The 18,474-nt window shown below is 44.4% G+C and carries 21 protein-coding genes and 1 pseudogene; 17 read left to right on the top strand and 5 right to left on the bottom strand.

The window, feature by feature from the left end; translation table 11 throughout:
* The first annotated feature begins 87 nt into the window (after positions 1 to 87).
* From J7E26_RS15650 to J7E26_RS15605, 10 genes are all read left to right on the top strand, one after another.
* Positions 88 to 570, top strand: coding sequence for a glutathione peroxidase (locus tag J7E26_RS15650; protein WP_214814054.1), 483 nt, complete (start codon positions 88 to 90; stop codon positions 568 to 570).
* 15 nt (positions 571 to 585) lie between these two features.
* Positions 586 to 1,194: an HD domain-containing protein gene (locus tag J7E26_RS15645; RefSeq protein WP_214814051.1), complete on the top strand. Its 609-nt coding sequence runs from the start codon at positions 586 to 588 to the stop codon at positions 1,192 to 1,194.
* Positions 1,195 to 1,265: 71 nt separating this feature from the next.
* Positions 1,266 to 2,399 (top strand): conserved virulence factor C family protein, encoded by a 1,134-nt coding sequence (locus J7E26_RS15640; RefSeq protein WP_214814048.1) that lies wholly within the window; start codon positions 1,266 to 1,268, stop codon positions 2,397 to 2,399.
* A gap of 274 nt (positions 2,400 to 2,673) precedes the next feature.
* Positions 2,674 to 4,350 (top strand): dihydroxy-acid dehydratase, encoded by a 1,677-nt coding sequence (gene ilvD / locus J7E26_RS15635; protein ID WP_214814034.1) that lies wholly within the window; start codon positions 2,674 to 2,676, stop codon positions 4,348 to 4,350.
* Between the two features lie 82 nt (positions 4,351 to 4,432).
* On the top strand, positions 4,433 to 4,867 hold the full coding sequence (locus tag J7E26_RS15630) for a BrxA/BrxB family bacilliredoxin (protein ID WP_214814021.1): 435 nt from the start codon (positions 4,433 to 4,435) through the stop codon (positions 4,865 to 4,867).
* A 39-nt stretch (positions 4,868 to 4,906) separates the two neighbouring features.
* The gene (locus J7E26_RS15625) at positions 4,907 to 5,677 is read left to right on the top strand and encodes a class I SAM-dependent methyltransferase (RefSeq protein WP_214814019.1); all 771 of its coding nucleotides are present in this window, start codon (positions 4,907 to 4,909) and stop codon (positions 5,675 to 5,677) included.
* 262 nt (positions 5,678 to 5,939) lie between these two features.
* A complete protein-coding gene (locus J7E26_RS15620) occupies positions 5,940 to 6,548 on the top strand; it encodes a YpjP family protein (protein WP_214814017.1) in 609 nt (202 codons plus the stop codon).
* 98 nt (positions 6,549 to 6,646) lie between these two features.
* Positions 6,647 to 7,441, top strand: coding sequence for a thymidylate synthase (locus tag J7E26_RS15615; RefSeq protein WP_214814014.1), 795 nt, complete (start codon positions 6,647 to 6,649; stop codon positions 7,439 to 7,441).
* Complete coding sequence (locus tag J7E26_RS15610; RefSeq protein WP_214814012.1) at positions 7,438 to 7,923, top strand: dihydrofolate reductase; 486 nt, start codon at positions 7,438 to 7,440, stop codon at positions 7,921 to 7,923. The genes J7E26_RS15615 and J7E26_RS15610 overlap by 4 nt, the downstream gene beginning before the upstream one ends.
* 21 nt (positions 7,924 to 7,944) lie before the next feature.
* The gene (locus J7E26_RS15605; protein ID WP_214814008.1) at positions 7,945 to 8,568 is read left to right on the top strand and encodes a lysophospholipid acyltransferase family protein; all 624 of its coding nucleotides are present in this window, start codon (positions 7,945 to 7,947) and stop codon (positions 8,566 to 8,568) included.
* Positions 8,569 to 8,610: 42 nt separating this feature from the next.
* Here the strand turns inward: J7E26_RS15605 and trhA are convergent, their stop codons facing one another.
* Both trhA and J7E26_RS15595 read right to left on the bottom strand, forming a co-directional pair.
* Complete coding sequence (trhA, locus tag J7E26_RS15600) at positions 8,611 to 9,249, bottom strand: PAQR family membrane homeostasis protein TrhA (RefSeq protein WP_214814005.1); 639 nt, start codon at positions 9,247 to 9,249, stop codon at positions 8,611 to 8,613.
* Positions 9,250 to 9,267: 18 nt separating this feature from the next.
* On the bottom strand, positions 9,268 to 10,260 hold the full coding sequence (locus J7E26_RS15595) for a sigma 54-interacting transcriptional regulator (protein WP_214813991.1): 993 nt from the start codon (positions 10,258 to 10,260) through the stop codon (positions 9,268 to 9,270).
* A 185-nt stretch (positions 10,261 to 10,445) separates the two neighbouring features.
* On the opposite strand from J7E26_RS15595, the gene ilvA reads away from it, so the two are divergent.
* The 5 genes from ilvA (at position 10,446) to J7E26_RS15570 (ending at position 14,157) form a co-directional block, all read left to right on the top strand.
* Entirely contained in the window at positions 10,446 to 11,714 is a 1,269-nt protein-coding gene (gene ilvA / locus J7E26_RS15590; protein ID WP_214813985.1) for a threonine ammonia-lyase IlvA, read from the top strand.
* A gap of 95 nt (positions 11,715 to 11,809) precedes the next feature.
* Positions 11,810 to 12,061 (top strand): DUF2535 family protein, encoded by a 252-nt coding sequence (locus J7E26_RS15585; RefSeq protein WP_214813983.1) that lies wholly within the window; start codon positions 11,810 to 11,812, stop codon positions 12,059 to 12,061.
* 108 nt (positions 12,062 to 12,169) lie between these two features.
* Entirely contained in the window at positions 12,170 to 12,751 is a 582-nt protein-coding gene (locus J7E26_RS15580; protein ID WP_214813981.1) for an SCO family protein, read from the top strand.
* Positions 12,752 to 12,828: 77 nt separating this feature from the next.
* Complete coding sequence (locus tag J7E26_RS15575) at positions 12,829 to 13,584, top strand: SGNH/GDSL hydrolase family protein (protein WP_214813979.1); 756 nt, start codon at positions 12,829 to 12,831, stop codon at positions 13,582 to 13,584.
* Between the two features lie 9 nt (positions 13,585 to 13,593).
* Positions 13,594 to 14,157, top strand: a complete 564-nt coding sequence (locus J7E26_RS15570) for a YpmS family protein (protein WP_214813978.1) — start codon at positions 13,594 to 13,596, stop codon at positions 14,155 to 14,157.
* 49 nt (positions 14,158 to 14,206) lie between these two features.
* On the opposite strand, the gene J7E26_RS15565 is transcribed toward J7E26_RS15570, so the two are convergent.
* Positions 14,207 to 14,632, bottom strand: coding sequence for a MarR family transcriptional regulator (locus J7E26_RS15565; RefSeq protein ID WP_214813976.1), 426 nt, complete (start codon positions 14,630 to 14,632; stop codon positions 14,207 to 14,209).
* Between the two features lie 132 nt (positions 14,633 to 14,764).
* Between J7E26_RS15565 and msrA the strand changes: the two genes are divergently transcribed.
* A complete protein-coding gene (gene msrA, locus J7E26_RS15560) occupies positions 14,765 to 15,298 on the top strand; it encodes a peptide-methionine (S)-S-oxide reductase MsrA (protein WP_214813973.1) in 534 nt (177 codons plus the stop codon).
* Between the two features lies 1 nt (position 15,299).
* Positions 15,300 to 15,734: a peptide-methionine (R)-S-oxide reductase MsrB gene (gene msrB / locus J7E26_RS15555; protein WP_214813966.1), complete on the top strand. Its 435-nt coding sequence runs from the start codon at positions 15,300 to 15,302 to the stop codon at positions 15,732 to 15,734.
* Positions 15,735 to 15,774: 40 nt separating this feature from the next.
* Here the strand turns inward: msrB and J7E26_RS15550 are convergent.
* Together J7E26_RS15550 and J7E26_RS15545 are read right to left on the bottom strand one after the other, a co-directional pair.
* Positions 15,775 to 16,395: pseudogene (locus J7E26_RS15550) on the bottom strand (polysaccharide biosynthesis protein); the annotation flags it as partial.
* Positions 16,371 to 18,047 carry a recombinase family protein gene (locus tag J7E26_RS15545; RefSeq protein WP_214813953.1) on the bottom strand — a complete coding sequence of 559 codons (1,677 nt, stop codon included), beginning with the start codon at positions 18,045 to 18,047 and terminating at the stop codon, positions 16,371 to 16,373. The gene J7E26_RS15545 and the pseudogene J7E26_RS15550, both read right to left, overlap by 25 nt.
* Between the last annotated feature and the right edge of the window lie 427 nt (positions 18,048 to 18,474).

Here is an 18,474-nt window from a genome sequence, read left to right as displayed (position 1 = left end):
AAAAAGGGGGCTGTAAGAAACAGTTTCCGTTTGTTTTCCTTTGTAAAACAGGTAGAATGGATGAAGAATGGTATGAGGAGGCTAAAGATGACAATCTACGACATAAATGTAAGGACCATAACGGGCAAAGACATGACCCTTTCGCCTTTTCAAGGCAAGGTGATGATCATTGTTAATACAGCGAGCAAATGCGGCTTTACACCTCAGCTGAAGCAGCTTCAGGAGCTTTATGATACATATCAGCAGGAAGGGCTTGAGATACTAGGTTTTCCCTGCAATCAATTCATGAACCAAGAGCCGGGAAATGAGAAGGAGATTCAGGAATTCTGCACAAAAAATTACGGTGTCACCTTCCCGATGTTTGCAAAAATTGACGTCAATGGGGCAAATGCTCATCCTCTTTTTACATTTCTTACTGAAGAAGCGAAGGGGATGCTCGGCACTAAGGCGGTTAAATGGAATTTCACGAAATTCGTAGTGGATCGGCACGGGAAAGTTGCCGGCCGTTTTTCGCCCAATGTCAATCCGAAGGAGCTTGAGGACACGGTGCAAAGGCTTTTGGCCGAATAAGAGGTGAGTGATACAGTGCACGAAAGAGATCAGTTGGAGAATATCAGGCATTGGGTCAAAAAAAAGCTTATCAATGAACGCACTGGACATGACTGGCTTCACATTTCGCGGGTTGCAGAGCTTGCTTTGTATATCGGAAAAGAGGAACATGCGAATCTATTTGTTGCTGAGGCGGCAGCATTGGTTCATGACGTCATTGACGCCAAGCTGTCTGAGAGCGAAAGGCTGACCATTTGTGAAGTGACGGAACAATTGACCGCTTTCGGAATCACTGACCACACCGTTAAGGAGATCGCTGATATTATAACGAGAATGTCCTTCAGACACCGCGGAATGCTTCGGGAACGGCCGCTTTCATTGGAAGGAAAAGCCGTTCAGGATGCAGACATGCTGGATGCGATCGGCGCCGTCGGAATTGGCAGAGCTTTTATGTTTGCCGGTGCGAAGGGCCATCCGATGTACGGATCACAAACCTGCGTTTTGGCTCATTTTGAGGAAAAATTATTCCGTCTGAAAGACTTGATGAATACAAAAACGGGGATGCGTTTGGCGGAGGAGAGACATGAATTTTTTTTGCGGTTTGCGGCGCAGTTTGAAAAAGAGGCCATGGTGCAGAAAAGGTAAGGCGGCGCAATAGAACGCTTGTGCTGACTATGTTAGAATAAGTTTCAGATTGTGTGCATAGGAGGACCATTATGAAGATTAAATCAATAGAGCCGACGCCAAGTCCGAATACGATGAAAGTGATTTTGACTGAAGAGCTTCCGGCAGGAAAAAGCAACAATTACAAGCCGGACCAGGCAGAAGATGCTCCGGCCGTTGTTCGTGACATTTTAAACATTGAGGGTGTAAAAGGCGTTTATCACGTTGCTGACTTTCTGGCGGTGGAACGGAACGCCCGCTTTGACTGGAAGGACATTTTGCCGCAAGTTCGATCCGCCTTCGGGATGGAGAGCGCAGAGCAGACTGAGAGCCGTTCTGAACAGGAATCATTCGGTGAAGTCAAGGTGTTCGTGCAAATGTTCAGCGGCATTCCCATGCAGGTGAAACTGACGGACGGAGAACGGGAAGAACGCTTCGGCCTTCCGGAACGCTTTCAAGAAGCCATATTAAAGCTGCGTTCTGAAGCCTCAAACGTTGTTTTTGAGCGCTCTTGGAAAGAACAGGGCGTCCGGTTCGGAGATTTTAAGGAAATCGGTCATGATGTAACAGAAGAGCTTCAAGCAGCTTACAGTGACGACCGGCTTCAGCGCCTCACAGAGGCAGCCGTCCAACAGAAAGGCGAGGCCAAACCGTCTGTCCAGCGCAAAGCCTATAAAGTGACGCTTGACATGCTGGATGACGAAGATTGGAAACAGCGCTATGCGCATCTTGAGCAAATGGATCCTGAGGAAGACGATATTCCTGTTTTAGAAAAGGCGCTTCATGATCCGAAAACATCAATCAGAAGACAAGCTGTCGTCTATTTAGGGATGATCGAGAAACCAGATGTGCTGCCGCTTCTATACAAAGCGCTTGAAGATAAAACGGTGACGGTCAGAAGAACGGCGGGCGACTGCCTTTCAGATATCGGCGACGCCAGCGCCATACCGGCAATGATCAAATCACTCGGCGATTCAAGCAAGCTTGTACGCTGGCGCGCGGCGATGTTTCTGTATGAAGTGGGTGATGAAAGCGCGCTTGAAGCGTTAAAAGCTGCGGAAGATGATCCTGAATTCGAAGTAAGCCTGCAAGTGAAGATGGCGATTGAGCGGATTGAGCACGGGGAAGAGGCGAAGGGCTCTGTCTGGAAGCAGATGACAGAGAGCAGAAAAAAAGAACAATCATAACAAAAAGGCGCAAAATGCGCCTTTTTTATTTGAATTCACTTTTTATAAAAATTATTGTGAATATTGTTGAAAAATGATTCAAAACTATATATAGTAAGTAACAATATTAATTTTTGGAGGGTTTATATCGATATACAGAGAGAAAAATGCACCGATAAACAGACAGGGGCAGGGACGGCCTTATCTGACGATATGACATCATCAGTCCAAAATAAACTGAAAATTGTTAAAATAAAGTACAATCTAACAATTGAAAGAATGTAGGGGGATCACCATGGCAGAATTACGCAGTAACATGATCACACAGGGAATTGACAGAGCGCCTCACCGCAGCCTTCTTCGCGCAGCAGGCGTTAAAGAAGAGGATTTCGGCAAACCGTTTATTGCGGTCTGCAATTCATACATCGATATCGTTCCCGGGCATGTTCACTTGCAGGAATTTGGAAAAATCGTAAAAGAAGCAATCAGAGAAGCAGGCGGAGTGCCTTTCGAATTTAATACTATCGGCGTAGACGACGGAATCGCCATGGGGCATATCGGAATGAGATATTCGCTGCCAAGCCGTGAAATCATTGCCGATTCAGTGGAAACGGTCGTCTCAGCCCATTGGTTTGACGGAATGGTTTGTATTCCGAACTGTGATAAAATCACGCCGGGAATGCTGATGGCTGCTATGCGGATCAACATTCCGACGATTTTTGTCAGCGGCGGACCGATGGCTGCGGGCCGAACAAGTGACGGCCGCAAAATTTCTCTTTCTTCAGTATTTGAGGGCGTCGGAGCATACCAAGCGGGAAAAATCGGCGAAAGCGACCTCCAGGAGCTGGAACAGTTCGGCTGTCCGACATGCGGATCTTGTTCAGGTATGTTTACCGCAAACTCTATGAACTGTCTGTCTGAGGCACTCGGACTGGCGCTTCCGGGCAACGGAACGATTCTTGCTGCTTCACTGGAACGAAGGGAATTTGTGAGAAAATCAGCAGCTCAATTGATGGATACCATCAAAAAGGACATTAAGCCGCGAGATATCGTAACTGAAAAAGCGATCGACAACGCGTTTGCGTTAGACATGGCGCTTGGCGGTTCAACAAATACTGTGCTTCATACGCTTGCCCTCGCTAATGAAGCGGGCGTTGACTACTCCTTGGAACGCATCAATGAAGTGGCGGAGCGCGTGCCGCATTTAGCAAAACTTGCCCCGGCTTCTGACGTATTTATTGAAGACCTGCATGAAGCCGGCGGCGTATCGGCGGCGCTGAATGAACTGGCCAAAAAAGAAGGCGCGCTTCATCTTGACGCGCTGACTGTAACAGGACAAACGCTTGGAGAAACAATTGCCGGTCATGAGGTGAAAGATTACGATGTCATCCATCCGCTCGAAAAACCGTTTACTGAAAAAGGCGGGCTGGCCGTGCTGTTTGGAAACTTAGCTCCGGACGGCGCCATTATTAAAACAGGCGGCGTTCAGGACGGGATTACAAGACATGAAGGGCCTGCTGTCGTCTTCGATTCACAGGACGCAGCTCTTGAAGGTATTATTAACCGCAAAGTAAAAGAAGGCGACGTAGTTATTATCCGTTATGAAGGACCAAAGGGCGGACCGGGCATGCCGGAAATGCTGGCTCCGACTTCACAGATTGTCGGCATGGGACTTGGGCCGAAGGTGGCGCTGATTACAGACGGGCGTTTTTCAGGAGCTTCCCGCGGCCTTTCGATCGGCCACGTATCACCGGAAGCCGCTGAAGGCGGACCGCTTGCTTTCGTTGAAAACGGCGACCATGTCATCGTTGACATTGAACAGCGGACACTTGACGTACAAGTACCGCAAGATGAATGGGAAAGACGCAAAGAGAACTGGAAGGGGTTTGAGCCGAAAGTGAAAACAGGCTACCTTGCCCGGTATTCAAAACTCGTAACAAGCGCCAACACAGGCGGCATCATGAAAATTTAAATTGACGGATTGAACATTTGAATTCCGGCCCTCTCTATAGTATCCTTGACTTTATATAAGGATTTTTAGAGGGGGCTTTTTTATGTCAATGGCTTATGAAGAATATATGCGCCAGCTGGTCGTGCCGATGCGCCGCGAGTTAACAGGCGCCGGCTTTCAGGAACTAACAACTGCAGAAGAAGTGGAAAGCTTTATGGGAAAAGCAGAAGGCACGACATTGGTCGTTGTCAATTCCGTATGCGGATGTGCCGCGGGACTTGCCCGTCCGGCTGCGACTCAGGCTGTTTTACAGCATGATAAAGCGCCTGATCATACCGTTACCGTTTTTGCGGGTCAAGACAAAGAAGCGACGGCCAAAATGCGTGAATATTTTACCGGCCAGGAACCTTCATCCCCGTCAATGGCGCTTTTAAAAGGAAAAGAGGTCGTTCATTTTATTCCCCGCCACGAAATTGAAGGGCATGAGATGGAAGAGATTATGAAAAATCTGACGGATGCCTTCGATGTGCACTGCTAAAATGCCCGTATTCCGGGCATTTTCTTTTGGGAGAAAAAGATGATTACAACCAGCTACAGACCGTCAGATGATACGATACGTACAGCGCAAACACTTGCTAAAAAGCTGAATGACAGCTATTGCAGCCGAAATAAACAGCCTATTGAAAAAATGCTGAAAAACGCAGAAAACGACCTTTTAGTCATTGGAAAGGAGCGGTTTGAACTCTATACGAAGCGAGGGGGGAAATTCTTTTTTCACCCGAATACAGCAATGTTCCGTGCGAAGCGGTTTTTGAGAGGGGAAGTCGAGCCGATGCTTAAAGCTTCAGGATTAAGTGAGGGAGATTCCTTTTTAGATTGTACGCTCGGCCTGGCCTCCGACGCGATTTTGGCAAGTATGGCGGTGGGGGAAAGCGGAACCGTAGTCGGGGTGGAAAAAAACAAGCTCGTCTCGCTGCTTGTCAAAACAGGCCTTCATACGTGGGAAACAGACATAGAGACGCTCCAAACGGCAATGAAAAGAATTAAGGTTGAGCATGCCGACTGTGCAGCCTATTTGCAAAGCCTGCCTGATTCTTCAGTGGATGTTATCTATTTTGACCCGATGTTTCATGAGCCGATTGAGACGTCCGACGGCATTGGACCGCTGCGCGCATTTGCAGAAGACGGATTTAACGAAGAGTGCATTCAGCATGCCGTTCGGGCAGCGAGAAAATGCGTAGTCTTAAAAGACCACTGGAAAAGCCCGCGATTTGAACGATACGGCTTCAAGGTGTTAAAAAGAAAGACGGCGCTTTTCCATTTCGGTGTCATACATGTAAGCTCATGATTGCCATGGGCTTATCTTTCGTTTAATCGGTAATTTCCATTACGACAAAATAAAGCAGTGTGAGAAGTGATACGGTCGCGAACAAGGCGTTAATCATCTCATTCCCTCCTTTTTCTCCTTTTATTGTAAGCGTTTTATAGAGACGGGCATAGTTACCATTTTCCTATATTGTATGACAAAACGATAACGTGCATGACGCCGGATGCCAATCTGTGCTAGAATAAACGGAAGAGGACAATAAAACAGAGGGGAACAATCTATCATGAAATTGTGGATGAAAAAGACCCTTGTGGTTCTGTTTACGATTGTAACGTTCGGGCTTGTGTCTCCTCCGGCTGCTCTGATGACAGACAAGCCTTCAGGACAGCCCAGCAGTCTTGAGCAGAATGATTACACCGCTTTTTATGATGAACATGCCCTGTCAGGGGAAAAGAAAGCAAGGCGGGAGCCGGAATTGCTTTTTCAGTCGCACCGGGAGCAGCTTCTCGGCGATGCTGAAAATCAATCATTCTTAAAATTCGGAAACAAAATTTCTCCGATCATTGAGGATGATTACAGAAAAGAGATCATGCCGAAGATCGAAGAAGTGATTACCGGACATTTAGCGAAGCTTCAAGATAATGAAGCTTTTCAGGATGTTGTCATTTCAAGCAAACCGTCGGCAGGAAAAACAGAAAAAATATTTCATGTGTACAACCGGGTGACAGGTGAGGATCTCTTAAGATTTCATGTTCGCCGGGATCACCCTCCGCAAGACGGCTATTGGTTTAATTTTCATTACCATACCGCAGAAGACGGATTTCAATCTCATCATGAGCTTGGCAGCATTTATTGGGACCGCAACACGCCTCCTAACTGGATGAGCGTGTAATAATGCTAAGAATAAAAAAATCATTTCTGAGAAATTATGCAGAAATGATTTTTTATTGTGTTACACTACTAAAAGACTACTTTTAAAGGATGAAAAAAATGAAACAATATAAAGATTTATGCCGTCATGTATTAGAAAATGGAGAAAAAAAAGAAGACCGGACGGGAACGGGAACGATCAGCACATTTGGATACCAAATGCGTTTTGACCTTCAAGAAGGTTTTCCGATGATTACGACAAAAAAACTTCATTTCAAATCCATCGCGCATGAGCTGCTTTGGTTTTTGAAGGGAGATACAAACGTCCGTTACCTTCAGGAAAACGGGGTCCGTATTTGGAACGAATGGGCGGATGAAAACGGAGAGCTCGGACCGGTCTATGGCTCTCAATGGCGTTCATGGCGCGGAGCAGACGGGGAAACCATCGATCAAATCTCCCGGCTGATTCATGACATTCAAACGAACCCGAATTCCAGACGTTTAATCGTCAGCGCCTGGAACATCGGAGAGATCGACCAAATGGCGCTTCCGCCGTGCCATTGCCTGTTTCAGTTTTATGTGTCGGATGGAAAGCTTTCGTGCCAGCTTTATCAGCGCTCGGCGGATGTATTCCTCGGCGTCCCGTTTAATATTGCGTCTTATGCGCTTTTGACAATGATGATCGCGCACGTGACGGGCCTTGAACCGGGTGAGTTTATTCATACGTTCGGAGACGTCCACATTTATCAAAACCATGAGGAGCAGGTGAATTTGCAGCTGACAAGAGATGTCCGCCCGCTGCCGAAGCTTCGCTTTGCGCGCAGTGTTGATTCTATTTTCCGCTTTGAATTTGAAGATTTTATTTTAGAGGGTTACGATCCGCATCCTCATATTAAAGGGGCTGTCAGCGTATGATTTCGTTTATTTTTGCAATGGATGAAAACAGGCTGATCGGAAAAAATAACGATTTGCCGTGGCACCTGCCGGATGATCTTGCATATTTCAAAAAAGTGACGACAGGACACACCATTGTGATGGGGCGCAAGACGTTTGAGTCGATCGGACGGCCGCTTCCAAACCGGCACAATATCGTGGTTACCTCGCAGGACGGATCTTTATTTCCGGGCTGCACGGCGGCGTGCTCGGCTGAGGAAGTGCTGAAGCTTATTCCGGAAAGGGAAGAGTGTTTTGTTATCGGCGGCGCCCAGCTGTATAGTGCGCTCTTTCCTTATGCGGACAGGCTTTATATGACAAAAATTCACCATGCGTTTGAAGGGGACCGTTATTTCCCGGAATTTAATGAAGGCGAATGGGAACTGATTTCCCGCAAGCAGGGAGTAAAGGATGAAAAAAACCCTTACGACTATGAGTATCTTGTGTACGAAAAAAAGAATTGATGTAAAGCAGGGGGACAAGAATTGATTCGCTACAGCTGTCTTGTGATGTGCGTTGTATTCATGCTTATAAAAAACATTCAGGAATATGCCAATCAAAAATTGCTTGATCCGCGGCTTTCCTATCAAAAGCAGATGAGTTTGGTTTATGAGCGGCCGAAAGCGTTTATGAGAGGCTGTATTGACATTTCGGGGTCTGTAATCAGCATCTACCATGATAAACCGATACCGGGCGGCCCTGTATTGTACGTTCACCCTCAATTACGCCTGGCTGAGCTTGTTTTGCTTGCGGGTCACCTTGAAGAGCCCGCGAGCTTCATCGCTGATCAGAAAGCTTTCCGCATCCCGCTTCTCGGAAAATGGCTGAAGCTTATGGGGGTTATTTCCGACGGAGACAGCCAAGACACCGTGCTTGAAGAAGTGACCGACCGGCTCGAAAAAGGGCAAAGCCTTATTCTTTCTAAAGACGGCAAGATCAATCCGGAGGAACTGGCCCTGCGTTTCGGGCTTCCGATCGTGAATGTCGAAACGTCAGGTACGGATAAGCTTTTAAGGGGCAGATTTTTTAAACGATTGAAAACGGCTGATATTGAATTACACGTGAAGCCTGCCTGTTATCCGGCTGCTCAAAAACAACTGCGTGCATAAAAAAGCACAGCCTCTTCGATTCGAGAGGCTGTGCTTTTTTTATCAGAGAAACGGCACTTTTACGCAATAAAATAAAATACAGAAAAATATCGAGGCGCTGCCGCCTAAAACAAAGCTGTGCCAAATGGCGTGATGAAACGGGATTTTCCTCCATATATAAAAGATCGTCCCTGCAGAATATAATAAGCCGCCGAGTAACAGGAGGCTGAAGCCGGGACCTGACAATGAGGCGTACAAAGGTTTAATAGCAACGATGATGAGCCAGCCCATGAGCAAATATACAAGCGTTGAAAAAATGATAAACCGCTTCACGAAGAAAATTTTAAATACGATGCCTCCGATTGCAAGCGACCACACAATAATCAAAAGGGTTGAGCCGAGTGTGCCTTTCAGCGGCCCTAACAAAAAGGGCGTATATGTGCCGGCTATTAATACATAAATAGCGGAATGATCAATGATCTCAAGAATGTCCTTCGTTTTTTTATGCTGAATGCTGTGCAAAAGAGTGGAGCTGAGATAAAGCAGCAGCATGGAGGCGCCAAAGATAGAAAAACTGACGATATCCGTAGCGGAACCGTAATTCACCGCAAAAATAATTAAAAAGACAAGCGCCGGAATCGATAACAAAACACCGATTCCGTGTGTAACGGCATTTGCAATTTCTTCTTTTATCGTGAACAATCAAATGTCCCCCTTGTTTTACAGGATTTGTTTTTTCAGCGACTGTAAAAACCCTAAACCCTCTAACGTGATTTTTGTACCCGCGCGTCCGCGCCCTTTTGTGACATAGTTTACTTTTTCCAAGTAATCAAGCCTGTTTCTGACCTGCTGGGGCGTTAACGGCATGGGGCTGTTTTTGCTCAACTCGGAGATGCTCCGCCTGCTGGCGGCTTCTCCTTTTGTATTAAAGTCTTTTATCGATTCCAAAATGAACAGGAATTCTTCTTTTTCCATAAAAGTCAGCCGTTTTTCTTTTTTCTTATCCGCTTTTGCCGTCAGGCTGTCTCGGATATCCGGAGGAGCGTCCTCGGGATAAATCGTGCCGCCGGAAGAGACTGCCGCCATATAGCATGCTGCATTTTGGAGCTCTCTGACATTGCCGTTAAAGGTGTGCTGCTCAATGAGCGGGTAAACCGACGGATCAATATGCAAATGATGCCCCATTTTTGCCAGAACATACTGTAAAAGGAGCGGTATGTCACTTTTTCGTTCAGATAAAGCGGGAAGCGGGAGGCTTAACACATTAAGCCTGTAAAACAAATCCTTGTTGAACTTGCTGTCGGCTGCGGCTTCTGTGAGCAGTGTTGTGCTGCTTGAGATGATGCGGGCGGAAGGCTCAGCGTCTAATGTGCAAAGAAGGCGGGCCTGTATGGAAAGAGGCATGTCTCCGATTTCACATAAAAACAGTGTCCCGCCGGCTGCCTTTTCCAAGGCTCCGTCAGCGCCGAACAGCTCGTGTTCAAGCCGTTCAGCGCTCTGGCTGCAATAGACGGTAATAAAGGATTCGCTGCTTCTGGCTGATTTATGGTGGATGGCTGCCGCCATTTGTTTTTTTCCAGTTCCGACTTCGCCTGTTATAAAAACGGGAAGGTCGGACAGCGCGAATAGGTAGGCCAATTGTTTCGCCTCTAAAAAGGATTTATGCTCGCCGACTAATTGATGAAAAAGATCAGTATGTGCAATAACAGTCATGAATTGGCTCCTTTTGGTTCTAATTGGTTTAAGTATAACATGCCTAAACGACGGAAAACACCTTTTCTTTATCAATCGTTTCACTTATTTTTATTTGCGAAATTCAAATAATTATCTTATTATTTGAATATTCGTGTTATAATGGCATATTAAATAGGGATTTAAAATAAGAAAGGACTCTGTAAATGAAACCGTTGCTTAAAGAAGACTCTCTCATCCAAGTAAAAGACATTTTAAAAGCGCACCAAAATGTAAAGGACGTTGTGATACATACGCCTTTGCAAAGAAATGACAGACTTTCTGAGAGATATGAATGTAATATTTACTTAAAAAGAGAAGACTTGCAGGTGGTCAGGTCATTTAAGCTTAGAGGGGCCTATAATAAAATGAGGCAGCTCTCAAACGAGCAGACCGAAAACGGGATCGTGTGCGCCAGTGCGGGAAACCATGCGCAGGGAGTCGCATTTTCATGCAAACATCTCGGCATACACGGAAAGATTTTCATGCCGTCCACCACACCGAGACAAAAAGTATCCCAAGTGGAGCTGTTCGGTAAAGAATTTGTAGAGATTATTTTGACGGGTGACACATTTGATGATGCATATCAAAGTTCGGTCGAATGCTGCGAAAAAGAAAACCGCACGTTCATTCATCCGTTTGACGATCCGGATGTAATGGCCGGGCAGGGAACGGTGGCAATTGAAATCCTGAATGACATTGACGTTGAACCGCATTTTCTCTTTGCGAGCGTAGGGGGAGGCGGACTTCTTTCCGGGATCGGAACGTACATGAAAAACATATCGCCGGACACAAAAATCATAGCGACAGAACCGAAGGGTGCTGCCTCATACTTTGAATCCAACAAAACCGGACAAGTCATTGAACTTGATAAAATCGATAAATTTGTCGACGGAGCGGCTGTGAAAAAAATCGGCGCCGAAACCTTTAAGACACTTGAAGCTGTCGTTGATGATGTCCTGCTTGTGCCGGAAGGAAAAGTGTGCAGCACGATTCTCGAATTATATAATCAATGCGCCATCGTGGCTGAGCCTGCGGGTGCTTTGTCCGTGTCAGCCTTGGATTTATACAAGGAAGAAATCAAAGGCAAAAATGTAGTCTGCGTGGTCAGCGGGGGAAATAATGATATCGGCAGAATGCAGGAAATGAAGGAACGTTCGATGATTTATGAGGGGCTTCAGCACTATTTCATCGTCAATTTCCCGCAAAGGGCGGGAGCGCTTCGCGAATACCTTGATGAGGTGCTCGGCCCGAACGATGACGTCACCCGTTTTGAATATACGAAAAAAAACAATAAAAGCAGCGGACCGGCTTTAGTCGGCATTGAGCTTCAGCACCGGGAAGATTACGGCGCTCTCATTGCCCGGATGAATAAAAAAGGCTTTCATTATGTAGAGGTCAATAAAGATCAGGATCTGTTCCATCTGTTAATCTGACACTTTTTTTCGCAGCGGCAGCACAAAATGACAGACACGATTTATCAGATTGTATATAATGAAAAGAAAACAATCGAAAAAGAAGGATTGATATTTTGTTACTCAAAAGCCTAGAGTTCAAAAGACGGGACGGGATTCAGGTAAAAGTGACAGACATACCGGTTGTCACGGAAGGTGAACATTATTTTTTTCAAATTCATCAGCATCTTGAGCTTTATTTGAGAGAAGTTTTTGCTTCACAAAGTGTGAGAACAGTGTATTCATTCCGACAGTATGTTAAGCGCCGTATGAAGTGGAAAGATTATGAGGCCGTTTTCAATCAAGAGATGTTAAAACACAACGCATGACGGTGCCGGTATTCCTTAGCGCCTTCCTTTATAAAAGGGAGGCGCGGGAATTTTTTTGTGCGTTCCGCTGTTTGTTGTAAGCGTTTTAAATGATGGGAGGAAATGAGGATGAACCGGGTAAAAAGTATGGCTGCCGTTTTTTGTTTGCTGCTTTTATGCGCTTGCGGAGAACAGGCAATAAAAGATCCGCTGAACTATCAAATCGAGCCGTTTTCATACCAGAATCAAGACGGAAAAACGGTATCTTTGAAAAGCTTAAAGGGGGAAGTCTGGATTGCCGACTTTATTTTTACAAATTGCAAAACGGTCTGCCCGCCGATGACCGCCCATATGACAGAACTTCAAAAGAAACTGAAGGCTGAGAACCTGGATGTCCGAATTGTTTCGTTCAGTGTAGATCCAAAAAATGATTCGCCGAAACAACTGAAAGCATTTGCGGCCAAATACCCGCTCTCTTTTGAAAACTGGGATTTCCTGACCGGCTACAGCCAAAAAGAGATTGAAGAATTTGCGTATAACAGTTTTAAAGCAACCGTTAAAAAGCTGGAAGGAGAGGACCAGGTCATCCACCAAACCTCTTTTTATTTAGTCGGCCCGGACGGCAAGGTGCTTAAGGACTATAATGGAATGCAGGACATTCCGTATGATGATATTCTTGCAGATGTAAAAGCGGCTGAGACACTCAAGTAAACTGGCAGATTAGACATTTTCAAATCTCAAAAAACATGTTACACTTTCCACTAGTAGACGGGGAAGGAGCAACTAGATTGAAGCTGCGAATGTTCTCATTAATCGCCGGAATGGCGTTGCTTTTATCCGCTTGTTCTGTCCAGCGGACCGGTTCTGAAGCTGAAGAACCGAAAACGAAAGATCACATTGTCATTGCCGCGGTCGGTGATTCATTGACTGAGGGAGTGGGAGACCCTGACGGTTTGGGGTATGTCGGCAAGGTAGCTGACTCGCTCAAGACAAAGGGACATGTGAAAAAGGTAGACATCAAAAATCATGCGGTGCAAGGGGACCGGACGGTTGACTTGCTGAAAAAGCTCGACGATAAAAACGTACAGAAATCATTAAAAAGCGCCGACTACATCTTTTTTACAATCGGCGGAAATGATTTAATGAAGGTGCTTCGCCAAAATGTTATGCAGCTGACGATTCAGCCGTTTCAAGAGGAAGAAAAACCTTTTAAAAATAGGTTTAAAGCCATCATATCAAAAATCCGCAAATATAATCAGCATGCTGAGCTGATGTATGTCAGCATGTACAATCCTTTCATATTTACTTTGCCGGAATTGAAAGAGATTAACGGAGTCGTAACCGGCTGGAATCAAATTGCCGAAAAAGAGCTGAAAAAAGATCCTCATGCAGCTGTGGCGAATGTCGAAGATTTATTCAGTAAGAAAAGCGGGAGCAACCGAATTTCGGGGGATGATGATTTTCATCCGAATGCAAAAGGATATTCATTAATAGCCAAACGATTATATGGAATAATGGAAAAAGAAGGGTTACCAGCAGAATAGGGTGAAATGATGAAGAAATGGAAATTGCTGTTTTTTGTTCTTCTCGCATTAAATGTCATCGCAGCCGCCGTGATTGTGACATTGACGGTCATGCCGGGAGAGCAGGCGAAAATACAGGATCAGACAAAAAGCGAGTACGGCTTTCATATTACAAGCTCGAAGGAATCTCTTGCCGCGTTTGTGAATGCGTACTTAAAAGAAAAGGCGTCAAACCAGCTTGATTACAAAGTGGACATCAATAACGATGTGCACGTGGCGGGAAAAATCAAGGCATTCTCAACATCGATTAACGCGGTTGTCACATTTGAACCGTCCGTTCAGAAAAACGGAGACGTTATGCTTAAAGTAACGAAATTTTCTTTAGGCGAATTGAGCCTGCCAATCAGCTTTGTCCTGAATTATATGGACAGCTTTTACGAACTGCCGTCATTTGTGCACGTCCATCCGAGCGATAAAAGCATCGAAGTGCGCCTGTCGGAAATGCCATTAGATAACGGCATGTATGTAAAGGCGGATAAAATCAACCTTGATACGGATGAGATTGAATTTTCATACTATCATCCGAAGCAATAAGTTCTCATAAAAAACACAGATCCTCAAACGGATCTGTGTTTTTTTATTTTCAGCGTTTCTTGTCAAGTTTGCTGAACAGTTGGATTAACGCCGCAAGTTCTTCGTCAGAGTAGCAGTCAAACCGTTTAAAGAAATACTCTGTTTTTTTCTGGTTGAAATGATCGACAATTTTCTCCCCGGCTTCCGTAATATGGATTCTGATAATTCGTCTGTCCTCTTTTGAGCGGATGCGCGTTATCCATTCCTTCTCTACTAAAGCATCGGTAACAGCGGTAATGTGGCTTGCTGAGACCTCAAGAATCGGGGCGAATTCCGTTACTTTTTTCGGGCCTTGTTCGCTGAGGATTCGCAAAATCGTAAATTCGTTCCGAGACAGCTCTTTATCTAGAATTTCATTAACTTCATTTCTGATTTGCTTAAACACTTTTCGAAGCAAAGCTTCCATATCATACATCATTTGTGTTCTTACTTTCAAATCATGAACCTCCAATATGTAATCAGCGTGGCATTCGGCTTAGGTATTCCTAGGGGGAAGCAGAATTATTTTTATTATGTTTATACATGCTATAATATAATAATACCACGTATGAACAAAGGAGGCACCCGTATGTCAGAAAAAAAAGAAATCGCCACATTTGCAGGAGGCTGTTTTTGGTGCATGGTGAAACCGTTTGACGAACAGCCGGGAATTAAAAAAGTGGTATCCGGCTATACAGGAGGCCATACTGAAAACCCTACCTACGAGGAAGTGTGCAGTGAAACGACCGGTCATCGCGAAGCCGTTCAGATTACATTCGATCCTGACGTTTATTCGTACGAGAAGCTGCTTGAACTGTTTTGGCAGCAAATCGATCCGACTGATGCGGGAGGCCAGTTTGCCGACCGCGGAAGTTCGTACAGAGCGGCAATTTACTGCCATAATGAAGAACAAAAAGAACTTGCTGAAGCATCTAAAAAACGGCTTGAAGAAAGCGGCGTCTTTCAAAAGCCGATCGTGACAGAAATTTTAAAGGCTGAACCTTTTTATGAAGCGGAAGGCTACCATCAGCACTTTTATAAGAAAAACCCTGAGCATTACGGGCGCTATCGCGTGGGTTCAGGCCGCCAAGGCTTTCTGAATGAGCATTGGGGAGGTAAATAACATGGCTTTTAATAAAGAAGAAAAGATTAAATCGTTAAACCGGATGCAGTATGAAGTCACTCAAAATAACGGAACGGAGCCTCCGTTTCAGAATGAATTCTGGGACCATAAGGAAGAGGGGCTTTATGTTGATATTATATCAGGAAAACCTTTATTTACTTCTAAGGAAAAATTTGATTCTCATTGCGGCTGGCCGAGTTTTACTAAACCGATCGAGGATGAAGAGGTCGAAGAAAAACTGGACAAGAGCCACGGCATGATCCGTACGGAAGTAAGAAGCAAAACAGCCGATTCCCACCTGGGACACGTGTTTAATGACGGCCCGGGTCCAAGCGGCCTCCGTTATTGCATTAATTCCGCCGCGCTGCGTTTTATTCCGAAAGGCAAGCTGAAAGAAGAAGGCTATGAAGCCTATCAGCATTTATTTGATAAGTAAGGATCAAAAGAGAGTCCTGCCTTTAAGACAGGTCTCTTTTCTACGCTTTTTTTTCTTCATGCAATGATTCGATAATCTTCGCTATTCTGTCTTTTGTAATCAGCGGAGCTTGATCAGATTGATATCCAGTCAGACCGACTTTCTTAAATTCCGGGTGTTTGGCAGGATCCGGCAATATCGCGTATAGATTACCCCATTCATACAAAGATTCTGTTTCGTGAGGGGAGATCAGCTCTTCATGCAGCTTCTCACCGGGCCGCTTTCCAACTTCAACAGCGGCAGGGCGCGGGAGCCCGTGCTGTGCGGCATATTCTTCAAAGCCGTGAAGCAGTTCTTCAAGCATTAATGATTCCATTTTGAAAATAAACGTTTCTCCGCCCTTTGTGATTGCTGCGGATTGTAAAGTTAAGGTTGCCGCGTCATCAATCGACATAAAAAACCTTGTCATGTTTTTGTCGGTAATGGTGAGCGGACCGCCTGCCATCATCTGTGCAAATAAAATAGGGATAACGGAACCGCGTGAACCGAGCACATTGCCGAAACGAACCGAGCAAAACACCGTCCCCCGGTTTTGTACATGATGGTTCGCCTGATGGAACAGTTTCTCGGACAAAAGCTTAGTGGCTCCCATTGTGTTTACCGGGGAAACGGCTTTATCGGTTTTTTAGGATATAAACAATGAGTTTGTTCAATCAGAATAGGATCTCCTGTTAAAAAGGTAAACCTGAGAATAGGAAGAATTTCAAACTGAGCCGGGGCCGGGCCTTTTCTCTTGGCAGTCATCTTGACAATTACTTTTTGAAGGATAATTCTGAGGAGCTTGTTTTTTTCTTCTTTGCTTTCTGAAGTTTTATATATCTCTACAGCATTTTGCATATTGTCTCTAAACTGATCAAGATCGATTCCTGACTTAATATGGGCTAAGCCATTAATTTCATCCTTAGCTTTTTGAAGTTCTTGAATGTCTTGATCCAAAGCCGACTTTCTTTGTAAGAAAACTTCATCTGAATAAATGCCGCTTTCATATTTATCAAAAATAAAATTCAATTTTTGTTGAAGCTCCTTTTTGCGCTGCTCGAATTGTTCATTCATTTGTTTTTTTGATTTCATGTTCTTTTTGCTTTCATGTGCATGAATTATTGATTGGATGTGTCTTGAAAGGTCGGTATCATTTAATGCTTTTAGAGACTTTACATAATCCAAAATCGCCTCTTCAACATCATTGTATCTGACATTTATACACTTGTTATTTTTACATCGAAGTAATTTCACATGATAAACACTTTCTGTACCATTCTTCTTTCGGCGCTTTCTTACGGCTTCGTATTTAGACAATGAAGAACCGCATTCAGCGCAAGTACATACACCGGCCAGTTCATTTAATTCAAAACGTTTTCTGTTAGGAAGAAGGGGAATTTTGTTTTCAATCTTTGTTTGTACCTGCCCAAATTGTTCGTTGTCAATGATAGGGGGATGTGCATCCGGAACTGTAATTTGTTCCTTTTCAGGCCTTATTGTTCTTTTACCGTTTTTTGTTTTTTCTCTGACTTTATATTTAACAGTACCGATATATGCTTCATTTTGAAGAATCGCTTTAATGGTGTATGGATTCCATTTCTTTTTCTCAGTTGGAGTGGGGATTTGTAAATGTGTTAAGTGAGAAGCGATTGCTGTGTAACTATAATCCTTTCCATTCAACCCGTGTAAAAAGAGATGGAAGATTAATTGAACCACTTTTGCTCTTTCTTCAACTATCTCCAGTCGTGATGTTTTCTTATTTAATTTGTAGCCATACGGAGCCAGACCGGATATCCACTTCCCCTGCGCGGCATAAGTGTATTTAGCTCCTGTCATTCGCTCTCTTGTCATTTCAAACTCTTCTCTGGCCATAAATAACTCAAAACGGATTTGTCTCATGTCTACAGGGTTTCTTGGGTCATATACTTTATAAGGAGTAATAATGAGCAGGCGGTTACTTTGAAGGAGATTAACAATTTGTCCGGCATCACTATAGCTTCCTCTGCTTAGACGAGTGATTTCTTTGACTGCGATCGCTTGATATTTTCCATTTTCAAGATCCCTTAAACAGTCTTTAAAAACAGGCCGGCCTTCAATATTTTCACCTGAACCGATCTCCATTCTTAGTTCGTATGGGATTTGAGTTGCGGCTAGAACTTTGTTCATCAGCTCTTTTTGTTCTGTGAGTGTATCTTCGCCTGTTCTTTTTTCACGTTCCATATCTTGTCGCGAACGTCTGAGATACCCGAGAATATTTGTGATATCATATGAATTTACAATATGCTTTAACTCCAAAAAAACACACCTCCCGATTTGTGTTTTGATAGTAAAACTGATTATTATATCAGTAAGCTTTGTAAGTCAGCCCTTCTTTGTTTGGCCTCACCATTTCTGAAATTGATCGGTTGAGTTTTATCTTTTTGTAATAATTGAGCCAAATTTATCTTTAAAATAAACAGTTACCTCTAAAAATATGACGGTTTTGCCTCCATTATTTTCATTTTCACATGGCCGTATCGCCTAAAGGTTTACTTTTTCGTGATGGCAGAGGTATTACTATTTTCTGTGAAGCCGGATGATTCGTTCAACGCTTAGGCAAGCCATTCCTGTAAAAATTTCGCTATCATATAAATGAAAGGGGGTGAATACAGATGGAGAGTCACTTAAGATTTTCTGGTATTTCTTCCACTCATGCAAAGCCTATTATTGGAAAGGCGATACT

The sequence above is a fragment of the Bacillus sp. ISL-51 genome (assembly GCF_018613535.1).
Taxonomy (GTDB): Bacteria; Bacillota; Bacilli; order Bacillales; family Bacillaceae; genus Bacillus.
The sequence above is the reverse complement of the archived record's forward strand: the minus strand, read 5'-3'. Positions and strand labels throughout refer to the sequence as shown.